This window comes from Sphingomonadaceae bacterium OTU29LAMAA1 (assembly GCA_024072375.1).
GTDB lineage: Bacteria > Pseudomonadota > Alphaproteobacteria > Sphingomonadales > Sphingomonadaceae > Sphingomonas.
On sequence record CP099617.1, the window covers coordinates 2,445,053 to 2,461,609 of the forward strand.

General features: G+C 65.6%; 13 protein-coding genes. 9 read left to right on the forward strand and 4 right to left on the reverse strand.

All coding sequences use genetic code 11. The features are described from left to right. Nucleotides 1–36: 36 nt before the first annotated feature. Nucleotides 37–3,276, reverse strand: coding sequence for a TonB-dependent receptor (locus NF699_11925; protein USU03781.1), 3,240 nt, complete (start codon nt 3,274–3,276; stop codon nt 37–39). Nucleotides 3,277–3,694: 418 nt separating this feature from the next. On the opposite strand from NF699_11925, the gene NF699_11930 reads away from it, so the two are divergent. From NF699_11930 to NF699_11960, 7 genes are all read left to right on the forward strand, one after another. Continuing rightward, the gene (locus tag NF699_11930; protein USU03782.1) at nt 3,695–6,172 is read left to right on the forward strand and encodes a helicase; all 2,478 of its coding nucleotides are present in this window, start codon (nt 3,695–3,697) and stop codon (nt 6,170–6,172) included. Continuing rightward, complete coding sequence (locus NF699_11935; protein USU03783.1) at nt 6,165–6,458, forward strand: S4 domain-containing protein; 294 nt, start codon at nt 6,165–6,167, stop codon at nt 6,456–6,458. The genes NF699_11930 and NF699_11935 overlap by 8 nt, the downstream gene beginning before the upstream one ends. Before the next feature lie 107 nt (nt 6,459–6,565). Further along, nucleotides 6,566–6,907, forward strand: a complete 342-nt coding sequence (locus tag NF699_11940) for a ferredoxin family protein (protein USU03784.1) — start codon at nt 6,566–6,568, stop codon at nt 6,905–6,907. Between the two features lie 205 nt (nt 6,908–7,112). Continuing rightward, nucleotides 7,113–7,646 carry a CarD family transcriptional regulator gene (locus tag NF699_11945; protein ID USU07070.1) on the forward strand — a complete coding sequence of 178 codons (534 nt, stop codon included), beginning with the start codon at nt 7,113–7,115 and terminating at the stop codon, nt 7,644–7,646. 231 nt (nt 7,647–7,877) lie between these two features. After that, nucleotides 7,878–8,606, forward strand: a complete 729-nt coding sequence (locus tag NF699_11950; protein USU03785.1) for a DUF2807 domain-containing protein — start codon at nt 7,878–7,880, stop codon at nt 8,604–8,606. 64 nt (nt 8,607–8,670) lie between these two features. Next, on the forward strand, nt 8,671–9,396 hold the full coding sequence (locus NF699_11955; GenBank protein ID USU07071.1) for a DUF2807 domain-containing protein: 726 nt from the start codon (nt 8,671–8,673) through the stop codon (nt 9,394–9,396). Nucleotides 9,397–9,445: 49 nt separating this feature from the next. Then, complete coding sequence (locus NF699_11960) at nt 9,446–10,147, forward strand: DUF2807 domain-containing protein (GenBank protein ID USU03786.1); 702 nt, start codon at nt 9,446–9,448, stop codon at nt 10,145–10,147. Nucleotides 10,148–10,166: 19 nt separating this feature from the next. On the opposite strand, the gene NF699_11965 is transcribed toward NF699_11960, so the two are convergent. After that, nucleotides 10,167–10,568 carry a DUF1489 domain-containing protein gene (locus NF699_11965; protein USU03787.1) on the reverse strand — a complete coding sequence of 134 codons (402 nt, stop codon included), beginning with the start codon at nt 10,566–10,568 and terminating at the stop codon, nt 10,167–10,169. Nucleotides 10,569–10,623: 55 nt separating this feature from the next. Further along, nucleotides 10,624–12,027 carry a magnesium transporter gene (gene mgtE, locus NF699_11970; protein ID USU03788.1) on the reverse strand — a complete coding sequence of 468 codons (1,404 nt, stop codon included), beginning with the start codon at nt 12,025–12,027 and terminating at the stop codon, nt 10,624–10,626. A gap of 143 nt (nt 12,028–12,170) precedes the next feature. On the opposite strand from mgtE, the gene NF699_11975 reads away from it, so the two are divergent. Next, nucleotides 12,171–12,629: a peptidylprolyl isomerase gene (locus NF699_11975; protein USU03789.1), complete on the forward strand. Its 459-nt coding sequence runs from the start codon at nt 12,171–12,173 to the stop codon at nt 12,627–12,629. A 196-nt stretch (nt 12,630–12,825) separates the two neighbouring features. On the opposite strand, the gene NF699_11980 is transcribed toward NF699_11975, so the two are convergent. Beyond that, the gene (locus tag NF699_11980; protein ID USU03790.1) at nt 12,826–13,710 is read right to left on the reverse strand and encodes a LysR substrate-binding domain-containing protein; all 885 of its coding nucleotides are present in this window, start codon (nt 13,708–13,710) and stop codon (nt 12,826–12,828) included. A gap of 258 nt (nt 13,711–13,968) precedes the next feature. Here NF699_11980 and NF699_11985 point away from each other — a divergent pair, with 258 nt between their 5' ends. Beyond that, a complete protein-coding gene (locus NF699_11985) occupies nt 13,969–16,260 on the forward strand; it encodes a CDC48 family AAA ATPase (protein USU03791.1) in 2,292 nt (763 codons plus the stop codon). Nucleotides 16,261–16,557: the final 297 nt, after the last annotated feature.

A 16,557-nucleotide genomic window follows, 5' to 3' on the forward strand; every position in this document is an offset into this window, starting at 1 on the left:
AGCCGCTCCTTTCTTTTGTTCCAGGCGTCCGAGCGCTTAGAAGTTCACACCGAACTGGACGCGAACGAAACGCGGCGTCTGGTAGGTGAGCGGCAGACCGTAGTTCGGCGACGGAGCGCCGGGACCAGTCGTACCCAGTTCCTGACGATCGAACACGGCCTTGTCGTTCAGCAGGTTGAAGATCGACAAGCGAAGCTGTGCGTCGAATGCATCGGTCGGGATCTTCAGACCGACGTCCAGATTGACGGTCGTCTGCCAATCGTTTTCGAAGACACTGCCGCGCGGCGTCAAACGACCCGTAACGCCACCAACGTTGGTGTTGACGGTGTAAGGTCCCTGCGTCTGGATGTTACCGGCAGCGTCGGTGATGCAGTAGAAGCCGGCGGCGCCATAGGCACCGGCATTACCGCCATCGACGCTGGTCGGCACGCGGCCGATGCAGCCGTACTTGCGCGGTGACGTCGCCTGCACATTCAGGCCGACGTTGATCAGATCATTGATCTGATAGCTGCCATAGACCTTGATGTTGTGGGCGTTGTGCGTGGGCAGATAGCCATATGCACCGTTGACCAGCGCCGGATAGTCGAAGTTGGTGGTCAGGCCGGAGTCGGTCTGGCCGTTGTCCGAACGGACGCCGCCTTCGATGTTACCGACGTTCTTCGAGTAGGTGTAGTTCGCCGCAAGGCTCCACACGCCATCGAACTCACGATCGAACGTAAAGGTCATCGCCTTGTAGCTACGCTTCGCCTTCGGCAGACCGATGTCGGCGGCAGTTAGCGTCACTTCGCGACCATCAAGGGCGCTGCCGTCGAGTACGACGGTAACGTCCTTGCCGGGGTTGAGCAGCGCATACTGGTGGGCACCGCTGAACGTGGCAAGGCAGGAAGCCAGTACAGTCCCCGTCTGCGTACGACGGCAATACGACTGCACGCCCGCATCGATGTACGCGTCCTCGAGCGACACACCGAGGTCACGCTGGGTGTAGAAAGCGCTGAACTTCATGCGAGCGCCCAGACGCTGCTCGAAACCGACCTGATATTCATCGGTCGACTGTGCGCTCAGATTCGAGCTGACCAGCGAAGCGAACGGCGGCGACGTGCCATCGCTGCGCACGACACAGTTCCGGACGCCACCGGCCGTCGGTTCGATAGCCAGAGTAGGACAGGCGGTTGCCTGACTGCCGCTGATTGCGATCGGCGCGCCGTAAATTGGCGTGCTGTCGGAATTCACGCCCGCCAGAACATAATACTGGTCGTAATCGAGCTCCGGACCAGCAAGACGAACGTTCGTGTTCGTGGCGACTGGCAAGAAGTAACGGTTGAACGAACCGAAGACCTTCGTGCGGCCATCGCCGATCGGATCGAAGCTGGCGCTGATACGCGGCGCCCAGTTATCGCCAGAATTGAAGAACGTTTCGCCATCGGCGTTCTTGTTCGTAAAGCGATCGTTGCGAACGCCGGCCGTGATGTTCAGACGATTGCTGAACAGGATCCAGTTGTCCTGCAAGTAATAGGCTTCGCCCTTCGTGGTGAACAAACCACCGTTGCGGAAGAAGCGGCGATACACATACTGCGTGTTCGGGGTCGTTACCGTGCCGTCACCGTTCGGACCGGAGTTGGCGTAGACCAGCTGATAGTTGCCATTGGCAAGGGTTTCCGAGCGATCGCGCAGGTTCTCACGATCGTAACCGCCACGAATGTGATGGCTCCCGAGCAGGTTGAAGTACAGATCAGCATCCGCGCGATAGAATTCGCGACGCGCTTCCTCGAAGGTCGAGTTCCCCGTCGGATTGCCGATCGATACCGTGCCACCACTACGCTGATCCGAAATCGACGGGAAATTCGGCGTCGATGACGTTGAATCGCCACGCTGATACGAACGACCATAGGCGGCCGACAGCGTCAGCCAGTCCGTGAATGTACCCGTGTAACGACCCACATAGTTCTCACCGCCCCCGCGCGACACCGACGACGAGGCATAACGACCGGGCTGATTGGTGTTCGGGTTGTAACGCCCGCCGCTGGCAAGGGTGTAGGTTGCGTTGCCGAAGGTATCGTTGCGCGTCGTGCTTTCGGTATTGAAGTAGGTGAACTCCAACCGCTGACCATCGACGATCACCGCGTCGATTTTACCGCCGTAGAACGGGCTGTTGGTGGTTGAACGCGTGAAGCCGGTACCGGCAAGCGCAAGGCCTGCCGTGGCAGGACCCGGATAGGCGGCGCAGAGCGTCGTGTAGGTCGAGCAGCCGTTGGCGCCGGTAGTCGCGGCGGTGACGGTACCCGTCGAGCCAACGCCCGACACGATGTTACGGCTATTGTAGATACCGTAGAAGAACAGATGGTCCTTGATGATCGGACCCGACAGCTGCGCGATGAATTCCTTGCGCTCGTTGAAGCGGGAATCGTTGTCCGTCGCATAGGTGTTGGGCGACTTGGCGCGCAGGTCGTCCGGCTCCCAGTTGAACGTCACGCCGCCGTGGAATTCATTCGAACCCGACTTGGTCGTCGCATTGACGAAACCGCCGGTGAAACGGCCGAATTCAGCGGGGATGCCGCCCGTCTTCACTTCGACCGACTGATAGAAGTCGAACGGCACCGTGTTCGCACCGATACCGGTGGTGAAGTTGGTGATGTTCAGGCCGTTGATGTAGAACGTGTTCTCCGACACCGACGAACCGGCGATCGACGGCACGTTGCCGAAGGCAGGATCGCCCGTCTGCGTGCCCGGCGCAAGCAGAATGACCGAGGTGATGTCGCGCGCCACGGGAACGCGCGTCGCCAGCTCGCCGAGGTTGATCACGGCGCCGGTGGTGTTGCGGTTGAAGTCGACGGTCTGGACGCGACCGGCGGTCACGACGATGTCCCCGCCATCGGCGGAGGTGCTGGCCGAACCGGCCGGCGACAGCGTGAACTGGTTGGCGGCGCCAGCCTGGTTCAGGCCGACGTTGTTGTCGGTGAAGCTGTCGAAGCCCGATGCCTCGATCGTGAAGGTGTAATTGCCCTGCGGCAGTGCGGGCACGCGGAACGTGCCGTCGTTGCCGGTGGTGACGGTGCGGGTGAAGCCCTGGTCGTTCGACGTGACGGTCACGGTCGCGCCGGCGATCGGCTGGCCGCTGGTGCTCTGGATGCGACCCGTCGCGTTGACCTGGCTGTAATCCTGTGCGGCCGCCGGTGCGGCCACGGCGAACGCGCCGAGGCCGGCGCCAACCAGCGCCAGCGCCTGGAGCGCCGTGCTGCCGCGCAACGACTTCCGCGCGAAGTTAAGTGTGTTGATCATGTTTTTCCCTCGCTTGACCCGAAATGGTCGCGACCCGCTGTGACGGTGCCGGTTTCGGGCAGTGCCTAGCCCCCTTTCAGCCGCGCGAGCGGCTCCCAAGGGCCATGGGAAGAAGGAATGAGGCCGGACTAATTAGCTGTAAAGACGCCATTCATCTTAGAGGCGCCTTTAACGTGCAGTGTAGCGAAAAAGACACAATTATTGTCATACCAGATTGCCGCACTGCACAAAGATTATGCGGAGCCGCCGATTACCGGATGAATCTGCCAAAAATTGAAGCACGGTCGTTGGCCTTTCTGACCTTCCGCCGGTCCGGATGGTCATCGGTCGGTCGACGATCGGCGAGGCTGGGCGGCTCGATCGATGCTGTGCACCCAAGTCATTGCGCCGCGCCGAAAGACACCCGACATTGCCCGTCATGAAAGCGGCGGTCACCGCGGTCCTGGGACCCACCAACACCGGCAAGACGCATCTCGCGGTCGAGCGGATGTGCGCGCATTCCAGCGGCATCATGGGGTTTCCCCTGCGATTGCTGGCGCGCGAGGTGTACGACCGGGTCGTCAAGCTGAAGGGCGCGGATCAGGTCGCGCTGGTCACCGGCGAGGAGAAGATCGCGCCACCCAACGCGCGCTGGCACCTGTGCACGGTCGAATCGATGCCCGAACACGACGCCGCCTTCGTCGCGCTGGACGAGGCGCAGCTGGGGACCGATGCGGAGCGGGGACATGTCTTCACCGACCGGCTGCTGCGGCGTCGCGGGCGGGAGGAAACGATGATCCTGGGATCGGAGGCGCTGCGCCCGATGATCCGCGATCTGGTGCCGGATGCCGAAATCGTCGGACGGCCGCGCTTTTCGAAGCTGACGTACGCGGGCGCGAAGAAGATCAGCCGCTTGCCTAAGCGCTCGGCGATCGTCGCGTTCAGCGCGGAGGAGGTCTATGCCGTCGCCGAGATGCTGCGCCGGCTGCGCGGTGGTGCAGCGGTGGTGATGGGCGCGCTGTCACCGCGTACCCGCAACGCGCAGGTTGCAATGTTTCAGGCTGGCGAAGTCGATTATCTGGTCGCGACGGATGCGATCGGCATGGGCCTGAACATGGACGTCGCGCATGTCGCCTTCGCCGGGCTGCACAAGTTCGACGGGCGCCGCAACCGCCGACTGACCGTGGCAGAAATGGCGCAGATCGCCGGCCGGGCCGGACGCCACCAGCGCGACGGCACCTTCGGCGGCGTCGTCGAGGAGGGACCCGGCGCATTCCTGCCCGAAGAGGTGTTCGCGATCGAGGAGCATCGCTTTCCGCGGATCGAGCATCTGTACTGGCGCAACGGCGAACCCGACTTCTCCAGCGTCGACGCGCTGATCGCCAGTCTGGAGCGAAGGCCGGAGCCGGGCGTGCTGCTGCCGTCGCCACAGTCTACCGATCTAGCCGTGCTGAAGCGGCTCGCCGACGAACCGTGGGTCCGCGACCGGTCGCGATCGCCGGCGATGGTCAAGCGATTGTGGGCGGCGTGCGGCCTGCCCGATTTCCGCAAGCTCGGCATCGATCCGCACGCCCGCTTCGTCAGCCGTGTCTTCGGCTATCTGTCCGAGGGGCGCGGCGTCATCCCCAACCAATGGTTCGCCGACGAGGTGACCCGGCTCGATACGATCGCAGGGGATGTCGAGACGATCGCCGGGCGGATCGCAGCGATCCGCAGCTGGGCCTACATCGCCCAGCGCCCCGACTGGCTGGCCGATCCCGCATACGGCGCCGAGCGCACCCGCCAGATCGAGGAGCGGCTGTCCGATGGGCTGCACGCCAGCCTGACCCAGCGGTTCGTCGACAAGCGCACCACGGCACTGATCCGCCAGATCGGTGCCGATGCCAGCCTGCTACCGGTATTGATCGGGCCGGAGGGCGAGGTGCTGGTCGAGGATCATCCGATCGGCCGGCTCGACGGCTTTCGTTTCACCGTCGATCCCGCCGCCCGGGCAGGCGATCGCCGTCTGTTACTGGCCGCCGCGGAGAAGCGGCTGGCGGGCGAGCGCACGCGCCGTGGTGAAGCATTGGTCGGCGCCGAGGACGCCGCCTTCATGCTGGATGGCCCTGCGATCAGATGGGGTGGCCATACCGTGGCGCAACTGACGCCCGGGCCGTCGCTGGCCCGGCCGCAGATCAGGCTGGATCGCGACCTCGACTGCCTGACAAAACCACAGCGCGAGGCGGTGCAGACGCGGCTGGCCCGCTGGCTGGGCGCTATGCTGGCGAAGTATCTGCCCGTCCTGCCCGCGCTGTCCGAAGCCGCACGCGACCCCGAGGCCACCCCGGCGCTGCGTGTCGTCGCGGGCGAACTGGAAGCGACGGGAGGGCTGTTCCCGAGACTGGGTTTGCGCGAACCGCTGGACGCGCTCGACCAGGACGAGCGCAAGCGGTTGCGCAAGATCGGCATCACCATCGGCGCACTCGATCTTTTCGATCCCCGGCTGCTGAAGCCCGCGGCGGCACGTTGGCGCCTGGCGCTGCTCGCGGTCCGCGGAACGGTACCGGCCTCGCCGCGCGAGGGCGCGAGTGTGCTGCCTCGAGGTGCGCCGGGCGCGACGCTCGCTACCGGGTTCCGCCCGCTCGCCGCACAGGCGGTACGCGTCGATCTGGTCGAGCGGATCGCGCGCGCCGCGCACGACGCGCGGCAGGGCCGCAAGCCGTTCGCGCCCGATCCGGCGCTGGCGACATCGATGGGCGTGGAAACGGCGACGTTCGAGCGGCTGATGGCCGAACTCGGTTTCCGCACCGTTCGCAGGGACGGGCAGGACGTCCCGGCATGGGTATGGCACGGCCGGCGCCCGCCCAAACGCGAGGAGCGACCCGCACCACCGCCGACGGGTGCGTTCGCGGCACTGGCGAGCTGGCGCCATGGCTGAAGCGAGCATGCGCCTCGACCGCTTTCTGTGGTTCGTGCGGATCGCCAAGACGCGGCAGCGTGCGCAGGAGATCGCCTGCGATGGCCGCATGCGGATCGACGGACGGGTCGTAGATCGCAGCGCTGCGCCGGTGCGCATCGGCAATATCCTGACCTTTGCATCCGGTGATCGCGTGCGCGTGTTGCGGGTCGAGGCGCTGCCGGCACGACGTGGCCCCGCGCCCGAGGCGCAGGCCTGTTATCAAGAGCTGGTTGCAAACGTATCGCAACCGTCCCCTATCGATTGACGTGAGGGGGAACGGGGCATAGCAGCCTCGCGTTCATATCCGGCTTCGCGTGGAGCCCGTTACCCCGCTCCGCAGGGAGCAAATTATCAAGGCCGCAAGGAACGCCCATGACCTACGTCGTCACCGATGCCTGCATCCGCTGCAAGTATATGGACTGCGTCGAGGTATGTCCGGTCGACTGCTTCTACGAGGGCGAGAACATGCTCGTCATCAATCCCAGCGAGTGCATCGACTGCGGCGTCTGCGAACCGGAATGCCCGGCCGAGGCGATCCTGCCGGATACCGAATCCGGGCTGGAGCAATGGCTGGAGCTTAACACGACCTTCTCCGCGCAATGGCCCAACGTGACGCGCAAGCTGGACCAGACGCCGCCCGATGCGGATACGATGAAGGGCGTCGAGAATAAGTACGACCAGTTCTTCTCGCCGGAACCGGGCACGGGCGATTAAGTCGCGGATTTCGCGGGCATGAGGCAGCGTCGCTGACTGATCCGCGCTGGTAATTTTATTGCGAGTATGTTAAAAGGGTCCATGACGGGCATGACGAGTCATGCCTGCTCAGGAGACACTCGTACCAACCATCCTCGTCGGTCCGACAGCGGTTTGCCGCCACGGGCCGTCCATGACGAGCGATGCGATCCAGAAAGGCCCGTTCATGGCTGCCAAGGCATTGTCCTTCGATGTCGGTGATTACGTTGTTTATCCGAAGCATGGCGTCGGCCGTGTGATCGAGCTGCAAAAGCAGGAGATCGCCGGAACCAGCCTGGAGCTGTATGTGCTCCGCTTCGAAAAGGAGCGCATGACGCTCCGCGTCCCCACCAACAAGGCCGAGTCGGTCGGCATGCGCAAGCTGTCGTCGGACAAGACGATGCGCGAGGCGATGGAGACGCTGAAGGGCAAGCCCAAGGTCAAGCGCACCATGTGGTCGCGCCGCGCGCAGGAATATGAGGCGAAGATCAATTCGGGCGACCTTGCGTCGATCGCCGAAGTGGTCCGCGACCTGTTCCGCGCCGACGACCAGCCCGAGCAGAGCTATTCCGAGCGCCAGATATTTGAAGCGGCGTGCAGCCGCCTCGCCCGCGAACTCGCCGCGATGGAAGAGGTCGACGAGCCCAAGGCACAGGAAAAGATCCTCGAGATCCTCCGCGCCGCGGCCGCGATCTACAACAAGGAGAAGGTGCCGGCATAACGCCGGGGCTTTCGCCAGAGCTTATCAAGAGGCGGTCCTGCGAAGGGCCGCCTTTTTCGTTGTGGGGGCTGGGCCCGGCCCGCGGAGCGGGCGCCGATGCGCATGAACATGCGGATTCGCAGACGAGAGCGTCACGCGTCTCCAATCCACATAACCTACCCCATATTCGCCGTTTACAACCGTAGACGATCCACTGTATCGCTCGGCTATAACAGCTGAGGATGCCGTTCGATGAAGTATCTCGCACTCGCCCTGATCCCCCTCGCCGCCGCCGGCGCGTTCGCCGCGGAACGCGACAAGGGGCCGGGTCTGCCGGGACAGCGCGACGGCAACGCACTGGTCTATGCCGCGCGCGGCTTCGACACCGTCAGTCTCGGCGGCGCCGCCCGCGTGCTGGTCCATACCGGCCCCGCCTTCTCCGTCCGCGCCGAGGGGCCGGCGGGCGCATTCGCCAACTTTCGCGTCGCGGTGAAGGATCGGACGCTGGAAGTTGGCCGCCGCTACGAAGGCCGTAGCCAGTACAAGCTGGAAGACCGCATCGTCGTCCACGTCACGCTGCCTGCGCTCGCCGGGGCCAGCGTCGGCGGTTCGGGCAGCATCGCCGCCGACCGCGCCGGCGGCGCACGCTTTGCGGGTGCGGTCGGTGGATCGGGGTCGCTGCGCATCGCACGGCTCGATGCACAGAAGGCCGAATTGAGCATCGGCGGATCGGGCGAGATCGCGGCGGCAGGCAACGTCCGTGCGCTTGAGGCGAACGTCGGCGGTTCGGGCCGGATCGTCGCTCCCGGTCTGCGCGCTACCAGTGCCGAGGTGTCTGTCGGTGGATCGGGCAGCGTTCGTGCCCTCGTCGCCGGTCCAGCCGAGGTATCGATGGCTGGCAGCGGCACCGTCGATCTGGGGCCGCAGGCGCGCTGCGAAGTGAGCAAGATCGGTAGCGGCACGGTGCGCTGCGGGCGTTGATCGCCAGCTTGCCTATCCTCCCGATGTGTATTATATAGACAATACACATCGGGAGGAACGGGTGATGCGCAACGGAGCGATCGTGATGCTGGCGGCGGTTTCGCTGGCCGGATGTTCCATCGGTAACGACGACGGCCCGGGCATCGCGCCGACCGGCAGCGGCACGACCCGCGCCTACCCCGCCGAAGCGTTCGACACGATCGCCCTGAACGGCAGCGACGACGTCGACGTCCGGGCTGGCCCCGCCTTCTCCGTCCGCGCCGAAGGTCCGTCCGACGAGCTCGACACGTTGCGGATCGCCCGGGACGGCAGCACGCTATCGATCGGACGCCATAACCGCCTGTTCGGCTGGGGCAGCAGGGACAAGGTCAAGGTCTACGTCACCCTGCCCCGTCTGGGCGAGGCGAACATCGCGGGATCGGGCACGATGGCAGTCGATCGGATCGAGGGCGACCGGTTCGCGGCGAACGTTGCCGGATCGGGCGACCTCAACGTCGCGGCGCTGCGCGTCGACCGGGCGGAGGTCTCGATCGCGGGATCGGGCAACGTCCGCGCCGGCGGCACGATCCGGCGGCTGGAAGCGAATATCGCCGGATCGGGAAGCCTCGACGCCGCCGGTCTGCGCGCCGGAGAGGCGGAGGTGTCGATCGCCGGATCGGGCGACGTTCGCGCGGCGGTGAATGGCCCTGCACAGATCAGCATGCTGGGATCCGGCGATGTCGACCTTGGTCCGCAGGCGATCTGCAAGGTGTCGAAGATGGGATCCGGCTCGGTTCGCTGCGCACGATAGGGGCTGCGCGGGACTTGCCCCGGCCGCGCGGCAATGCGACGTTCGGGCCATGTTCCGCATCCTCATCGCGCTCCCGCTGCTGGTCCCCGCCGTCGCCTCGGCCGACGAGCGCCGCATCGATCTCGGCAGCTTCGAAAAAATGCGGGTCAACGGCGCGTTCGATGTCACCGTCACCACCGGCGGTGCACCGGGTGCGACGGTGATCGCCGATCGCGGCGTGATCGGCGACATCGACCTCCATGCCGAAGGAACGACGTTGACCATCCGCCGCAGCACGATCGGGCGCTGGAGCGAACAGACGCAGGCGACGGCAACCGCGCCGGTCAGGATCATGGTGACCACGCCGCGATTGATCGGCCTCACGGTGGTCGGCGGTAGCCGGGTGACGGTATCGAAGCTGAAGGGCACGCGCATCGATCTGGCGGCGACGGGCAACGGTGCCATCGCCGCCGGTTCGGTCGAGGGAGACCAGCTCAACGTCCAGCTGATCGGCGAGGGCAAGGTCAGCGTCGCCGGACGCGTCGCCAATGCGCGGCTGCTCGCCAACGGGTCGGGCACGATCGATGCAGCCGGACTGGATGCCGGCGATCTCGGCGTGCACCTGGACGGGCTCGGCACGATCAGCGCCCGTGCGCGCTATACCGCGCAGGTGTCGAGCACCGGACTGGGGACGATTACCGTCGCCGGCCGTCCGAAATGCCGCGTCACCGCCAGTGCCGGCGCGCCGGTGACGTGCGGCACTGCGAACTGAGCGCGGATCGCAGCAAGGATCAGATCAGGGCCAGTTCCGCAAGCTTTCCGACCAGCGCGGGCGGCATCGCGGCAAGGCCATCCGCCTCGCCGCCGAGATCGACGGGGGCATCCGCCGCCTCCAGATAGCGCCAGCCCTGATGCGCGCGCTTGGGACGGGCCTGCACCAGCACCAGCGCCGGATCGATATGGATCGCGACGCGCCCACCCTCCGCCTCGCCGAAGCCGAGGATCGGCGAGCGCGCCACCAGCTGATGCTTGAGGATCCAGAACAGCGATCCCTGTCCCGCCACCTCCTCATGCCGCTTGGGCAGATAGCGCGTGGTCAGGAACACCGGGCCATCGGCGGCGCGTAGCGTCAGCCGCTCGGCAAGATGATCGACGCTCGCCGCGCCGAAGGCCACTTTCGTCAGGTGCAACATGAACTTGCGATGTGGGTTAGCAGCGCATCACCCGCAAGACGCGCCGTGACCGACGCTAGCCGCCCAGCCCTGCGAGGGTCGCAAGGCCGAGGAACGAGAAGAAGCCCATTACGTCGGTCATCGTCGTCACGAACACCGCGGAGGACACGGCAGGATCGATGTTGAAACGGTCGAGCGTCACCGGCACCAGCACGCCCGCCAGCCCTGCGACGAGATTGTTGGTCACCATCGCCATCGCGATGACCAGCGACAGTTCGGCATTGTGATAGAACAGATAGGTGCCGAGCCCGATCAGCACCGCGAGGCTGAGGCCATTGGCGGTCGCGATGCGGAATTCGCGCAGGATCATCCGCGCCGTATTCGAACTGGTCAGCTGGTTGGTGGCGAGTGCGCGGACGACGACGGCGAGCGTCTGCGTGCCGGCATTGCCGCCCATCCCCGACACGATCGGCATCAGCACGGCGAGCAAGGCGAAGCGTGCGATCGTCCCCTCGAACGCGCCGACCACCGATGCGGCGAGCATCGCGGTGCCGAGGTTGACGACCAGCCACGACAGGCGCGTGCGCACCGTCAGCCGGATCGGTTCGTTGATGTCACCCTCGCCCGCGCCGGACAGGCGCAGCACGTCCTCGCCCGCCTCCTGCTGGATGATGTGGACGATGTCGTCGACGGTGATCATGCCGACCAGCCGATTGGCCGAATCCACGACCGCGGCACTGATCAGCGCGTATTTCTGGAAGCGGAGCGCAACCTCCTCCTGGTCCATGTCGACAGGGATCAGAGTCTGTTCGCGCTTCATCACATCGCCGATCGCGATGCCGCGCGGGGTGCGGAGAATCCAGGACAGCTGGCACGTGCCGACCGGATGGTGGCCGGCATCGACCACGAAGATTTCCCAGAAATCGGTCGTCAGCTCCTCGTGGTGCCGCAGGAAGTCGATCGCATCGCCGACGGTCCAGTGATCCGGCACCGCGATCAGCTCACGCTGCATCAGGCGGCCGGCGGATTCCTCGGGGTAGGACAGCGCCTCCTCGATCGCGGCACGATCGTCGGGATCGAGCGCGCGCAGCACCGCGCGCTGATCCGCTTCTTCCATGTCCTCGATGATCGCAACGGCGTCGTCGGTATCGAGTTCACTGGCGAGGTCGGCGACCTGTGTCGGGGTCAGCGCGTCGATCAGGTCTTCACGAACGTAATCGTTCATTTCGGCGAAGACGTCGCCGTCCAGCAGGTCCTTCAGCGCCTTCGCCAGCGGCCCGCGGTCCTCGTGCGGAGTAAGCTCGAACAGATCGGCGATGTCTGCCGGGTGCAGGGGTTCGACGAGCGCGCGCGCCGCCTCATCGTCGCCGTCCTCGACCGCGTCGAGCACCGCACGGACGAATTCCGGCCGGAGGCGGTCGTCCTCGTCCAGCTCGTCCTGCTCGTTGGTGGGGGCGTCGGGAAGTTCGGTCTCGCTCATCGCTGCTCCTTCCCGGTGGGGCGTGCCCCGATCTGGCCTGCTTCGGGCGCGTCTACCGCGCTGCGGCACGAATGGCCACCCTCGCGCATTTGCCCTCCGGCACTTGCGACACTACCTGCCCGTCAACCACAAGAGGATAGAATATGGCCGATACCTTCGAAACCCTGACCCTGACGCTCGATGACGGCGATGTCGTCATCAAGTTCCGCTCCGACCTCGCGCCGAACCATGTCGCGCGCATTGCCGAGCTGGCCAACGAGGGCTTCTACGACGGCGTCCCCTTCCACCGCGTGATCCCCGGCTTCATGGCGCAGGGCGGCGACGGCGGCCGCGGCGACGGCACCGGCGGATCGAGCAAGGCGAACCTGAAGCAGGAATTCTCGAAGGAGCCGCACGTCCGCGGTATCTGTTCGATGGCGCGGACCAGCGATCCGAACTCGGCGAACAGCCAGTTCTTCATCGTCTTCGACGACGCGCGCTTCCTCGACAACCAGTACACCGTGTGGGGCGAAGTGACGTCCGGCATGGAACTAATCGACGCGCTGCCAAAGGGCGAGCCGCCGCGTGCGCCGGGCAAGATCGTCAAGGCTCGCGCTGAGTGATGTGACCGGGGGGGGGGGGGCGTTCACTGCCCCCCTCATCCACCGCCAAATCCGTCATCCCCGCGAACGCCGGGACCCATGGTAGCAAGCGGCTGATGGCATGTTCCACCGCTGATCGAGCGCATCCATGGGTCCCGGCGTTCGCCGGGATGACGGAACGTTTGGGCGGGGCAATTGAAGCAGGTGGACCGGATCGTCAGACCTCGCCCAGGGTCCGGATCAGCCAATCGTGGAACATCCGCACCGGCCGCTGTTGCAACGCGCGCGGGCGGCACACGAACCAGTAGCTGTACGGGCTCTCCACCACGATATCGAACAGCCGCACCAGCCGCGGGTCGCGCGCGTCCTGAAAATGGCTCTCGTGCATAAACGCGACGCCCAGCCCCTGCGCCGCCGCCTCCAGCATCAGCGCGCCCGAATCGAAATAGTCGATCGCGAGCGGCTCGATATCGTCGACCCCCGCCGATTCGCGCCAGGCAGAAAACGTCTCGGGCATCTCGCGATGGATCAGTGCGGTCAGACCGGCGAGCTGTTCCGGCCGCGTCACCGGGTCCGGTCCCTCCAGCAGGGTCTTCGCACCGATGACGTACACCTGATTGCGGTCGAGCCGCTTGGCGTAGAGCGTCGGTTCGATCTCGCGCGACAAGGCGATCACCGCGTCCAGCCCTTCGCCCAGCCGCGCGACGCCATGCCCGGCGGTATCAATGTCGAGGTGCAGTTCGGGATGCGCGCTGCGCAACTCGCCCAGCCGCGGGAACAGCCGCTGCGAGGCGAACAGCGGCAGGATGCCGAGCCGCAGGCGCAGCACGTCGATCGTCCCGGTCATCGCCTCGACCGCGTCGGACAGGCTGTCGAGCACCGGTGCGATCTGCGCGAGCAGGCGTTCGCCGTCGCTGTTGAGCACCATCGCCTGATGCCGGCGTTCGAACAGCGGGCGGTCGATGAACCGTTCCAGCGACTGGACGCGGCGGCTGAGCGCGGGTGCGGACAGCGCGAGTTCGGTCGCGGCGGCCTTGACCGACCCCAGTCTTGCGACCTGTACGAAGGCCTCGATCGCGCCCAACGGCGGCAGCCTGCGCATCGCCTGTCCCTCCTGCCCTTCATCTGGTTTAACGAATGCAACTTGTGCAATCGTATCGCATCTTTTCGCACTTGCAACATAAAGCTGCCGGCGACAAAAAGGGCGTGCCTTTCAGGCATCCTCTCCTAAAACTTTCACGGGCTGGCGCTTCATGCGCCGGCCCTTTTTTTGTCCTCTCCCGTTCGCGGGATACCCTCGCACAGGCGGAACCGCCTTCCTATCTTGCGCGCTTCGAAGGACCTTCGAGGAACGAGTTTGATGGCCGACACCGATACCCCCACCCGCAAGATCCAGGTGGCGAACAGCCGTCCGGAGGATTCCGGCCGCGGCCTCGCGCACCTGCCGCGCAGCCTGATGGCTGCGCTGGGCGTGGGCGAAGGTGACGTGATCGAGATCGTCGGCAAGCAATCCACCCCCGCGCGCGCGGTCGGCCCCTATCCCGAGGACGAGGGGATCGAGGTGCTGCGCATCGACGGCCTGCAACGCGCCAATGCCGGCGTCGGCGCGGGTGACTTCGTCGAGGTGCGTGCGGTGGAGTCGAAGCCCGCGACGCGTGTGGTCTTCGCGCCGGCGCAGGCGAATTTGCGCTTGCAGGGCCAGCCGCAGGCGTTGAAGCGCACCTTCTTCGGGCGGCCCTTGTGTCAGGGCGATGTGGTTGCGACCGCGGGTCACCAGCGCGTCGGCAACATGCCGCCGGGCATCCAGCAGTTCATGAACGCGCCGGCCTATGCGTTGCAGGAAATCAGGCTGGCGGTCGTGTCCGCCAGCCCCAAGGGCGTCGTCCACATCGACGAGAATACCGAGATCGAGCTGCGCCCCGAATATGAGGAGCCGACACAGCGCCGCGCCGACGTCACCTATGACGACATCGGCGGCATGGCGCAGACGATCGACCAGTTGCGCGAAATGGTCGAGCTGCCGCTGCGCTATCCCGAACTGTTCCAGCGCCTCGGCGTCGATCCGCCCAAGGGGCTGCTGCTCTATGGCCCTCCCGGCACCGGCAAGACGCGCCTTGCCCGCGCCGTCGCGAACGAATCGGACGCGAGCTTCTTCCTGATCAACGGCCCCGAGATCATGGGGTCGGCTTATGGCGAATCGGAAGGCCGCCTGCGCGAGATATTCGAGGAAGCGGCCAAGTCCGCGCCGTCGATCGTCTTCATCGACGAGATCGATTCGATCGCCCCCAAGCGCGGCAACGTGCAGGGCGAGGCGGAGAAGCGCGTCGTCGCACAGTTGCTAACGCTGATGGACGGCCTTGAATCGCGGGCCAACCTCGTGGTGATCGCGGCGACCAACCGGCCCGAGGCGATCGACGAGGCGCTGCGCCGACCGGGCCGCTTCGATCGCGAGATCGTCGTCGGCGTACCGGACGAGCGCGGACGGCGCGAGATCCTGGGCATTCATACCCGCGGCATGCCGCTGGGCGACAAGGTCGACCTCGCCGAACTGGCGCGCACCACCTATGGCTTCGTCGGCGCAGACCTCGCTGCGCTGACCCGCGAGGCGGCGATTGAGGCCGTGCGGCGGATCATGCCGCGCCTAAACCTCGAGGAACGCACCGTGCCGCCCGAGGTGCTCGACGACCTCTCGGTGACGCGCGAGGATTTCCTCGAGGCGCTGAAGCGCGTTCAGCCGAGCGCGATGCGCGAAGTGATGGTCGAGGCCCCACGTGTGCGCTGGGAGGATGTCGGCGGGCTCGATGCGGCGCAGAACCGGCTGAAGGAAGGCGTCGAACTGCCGCTGAAGGACCCCGACGCCTTCCGCCGGCTCGGTATTCGTCCGGCCAAGGGCTTCCTGCTCTATGGCCCGCCCGGCACCGGCAAGACGTTGCTGGCGAAGGCGGTCGCGCGCGAGGCGGAGGCGAATTTCATCGCCACCAAATCGTCCGACCTGCTGAGCAAATGGTATGGCGAGAGCGAACAGCAGATCACCCGCCTGTTCCAGCGCGCGCGTCAGGTCGCGCCGTGCGTGATCTTCATCGACGAACTCGATTCGCTGGTGCCGGCGCGTGGCTCCGGTGCAGGCGAGCCGCAGGTGACCGAGCGGGTGGTGAACACGATCCTCGCCGAGATGGACGGGCTGGAGGAATTGCAGTCGGTCGTCGTGATCGGTGCGACCAACCGGCCCAATCTGATCGACCCGGCGCTGCTCCGGCCGGGGCGGTTCGACGAACTGGTCTATGTCGGCGTGCCGAATGCCGAGGGGCGGCGGCGCATCCTCGCGATCCAGACGCAGAAGATGCCGCTGGCGAGCGATGTCGATCTTGACGAGGTCGCAAGGCAAACGGACCGCTTCACCGGTGCCGATCTTGAGGACGTCGTCCGCCGTGCCGGTCTGACCGCGCTCCGCCGGTCGCTCCAGTCGGCAGAGGTGACGATGGCCGATTTCGAGGAGGCGCTCACCGAATCGCGGGCGAGCGTGACGCCGGAGATGGAGAAGGATTACGAACAGATCGCCGCGCGATTGAAGCAGGACGCCGCCGCGATCCAGCCGCTGGGTTTCATCTCACCCGGACAATTGCGAAGCCGGGGTAGCAAGGCGGACGTCTAGGGACGATCGACATTCAGGTTTGCAGGCGGATTTGCAAGACCGGTATTGCCCAAAGACACTCGTCACCCCGGACTTGTTCCGGGGTCCGCCGTGCGGCGACGGGACAAGCTGGAGCCTCTTGTCCTTCCTTTGCGGAACCGTGGACCCCGGAACAAGTCCGGGGTGACGGTGGATGCCGGAACGACCATTCGATGCTGGCTAAGGATTGGCTTTAACGTTCTCTCACCCTCACTCTTTCGCCGGGAGAGGGAAAGTGGTGATAGGCTGAGCGCCGTCCATTCGTTCGGAGACCCGCGA

What these genes read in the sequence shown, in the direction of transcription:
- NF699_11955 (USU07071.1), top strand. Translation starts at nt 8,671, where the DNA reads ATGCGCAACGGAGCGATCGTGATGCTGGCGGCGGTTTCGCTGGCCGGA.
- NF699_11985 (USU03791.1), top strand. Translation starts at nt 13,969, where the DNA reads ATGGCCGACACCGATACCCCCACCCGCAAGATCCAGGTGGCGAACAGC.
- NF699_11930 (USU03782.1), top strand. Translation starts at nt 3,695, where the DNA reads ATGAAAGCGGCGGTCACCGCGGTCCTGGGACCCACCAACACCGGCAAG.
- NF699_11940 (USU03784.1), top strand. Translation starts at nt 6,566, where the DNA reads ATGACCTACGTCGTCACCGATGCCTGCATCCGCTGCAAGTATATGGAC.
- NF699_11960 (USU03786.1), top strand. Translation starts at nt 9,446, where the DNA reads ATGTTCCGCATCCTCATCGCGCTCCCGCTGCTGGTCCCCGCCGTCGCC.
- NF699_11945 (USU07070.1), top strand. Translation starts at nt 7,113, where the DNA reads ATGGCTGCCAAGGCATTGTCCTTCGATGTCGGTGATTACGTTGTTTAT.
- NF699_11925 (USU03781.1), bottom strand. Translation starts at nt 3,276, where the DNA reads ATGATCAACACACTTAACTTCGCGCGGAAGTCGTTGCGCGGCAGCACG.
- NF699_11965 (USU03787.1), bottom strand. Translation starts at nt 10,568, where the DNA reads ATGTTGCACCTGACGAAAGTGGCCTTCGGCGCGGCGAGCGTCGATCAT.
- NF699_11950 (USU03785.1), top strand. Translation starts at nt 7,878, where the DNA reads ATGAAGTATCTCGCACTCGCCCTGATCCCCCTCGCCGCCGCCGGCGCG.
- NF699_11980 (USU03790.1), bottom strand. Translation starts at nt 13,710, where the DNA reads ATGCGCAGGCTGCCGCCGTTGGGCGCGATCGAGGCCTTCGTACAGGTC.
- mgtE (USU03788.1), bottom strand. Translation starts at nt 12,027, where the DNA reads ATGAGCGAGACCGAACTTCCCGACGCCCCCACCAACGAGCAGGACGAG.
- NF699_11975 (USU03789.1), top strand. Translation starts at nt 12,171, where the DNA reads ATGGCCGATACCTTCGAAACCCTGACCCTGACGCTCGATGACGGCGAT.
- NF699_11935 (USU03783.1), top strand. Translation starts at nt 6,165, where the DNA reads ATGGCTGAAGCGAGCATGCGCCTCGACCGCTTTCTGTGGTTCGTGCGG.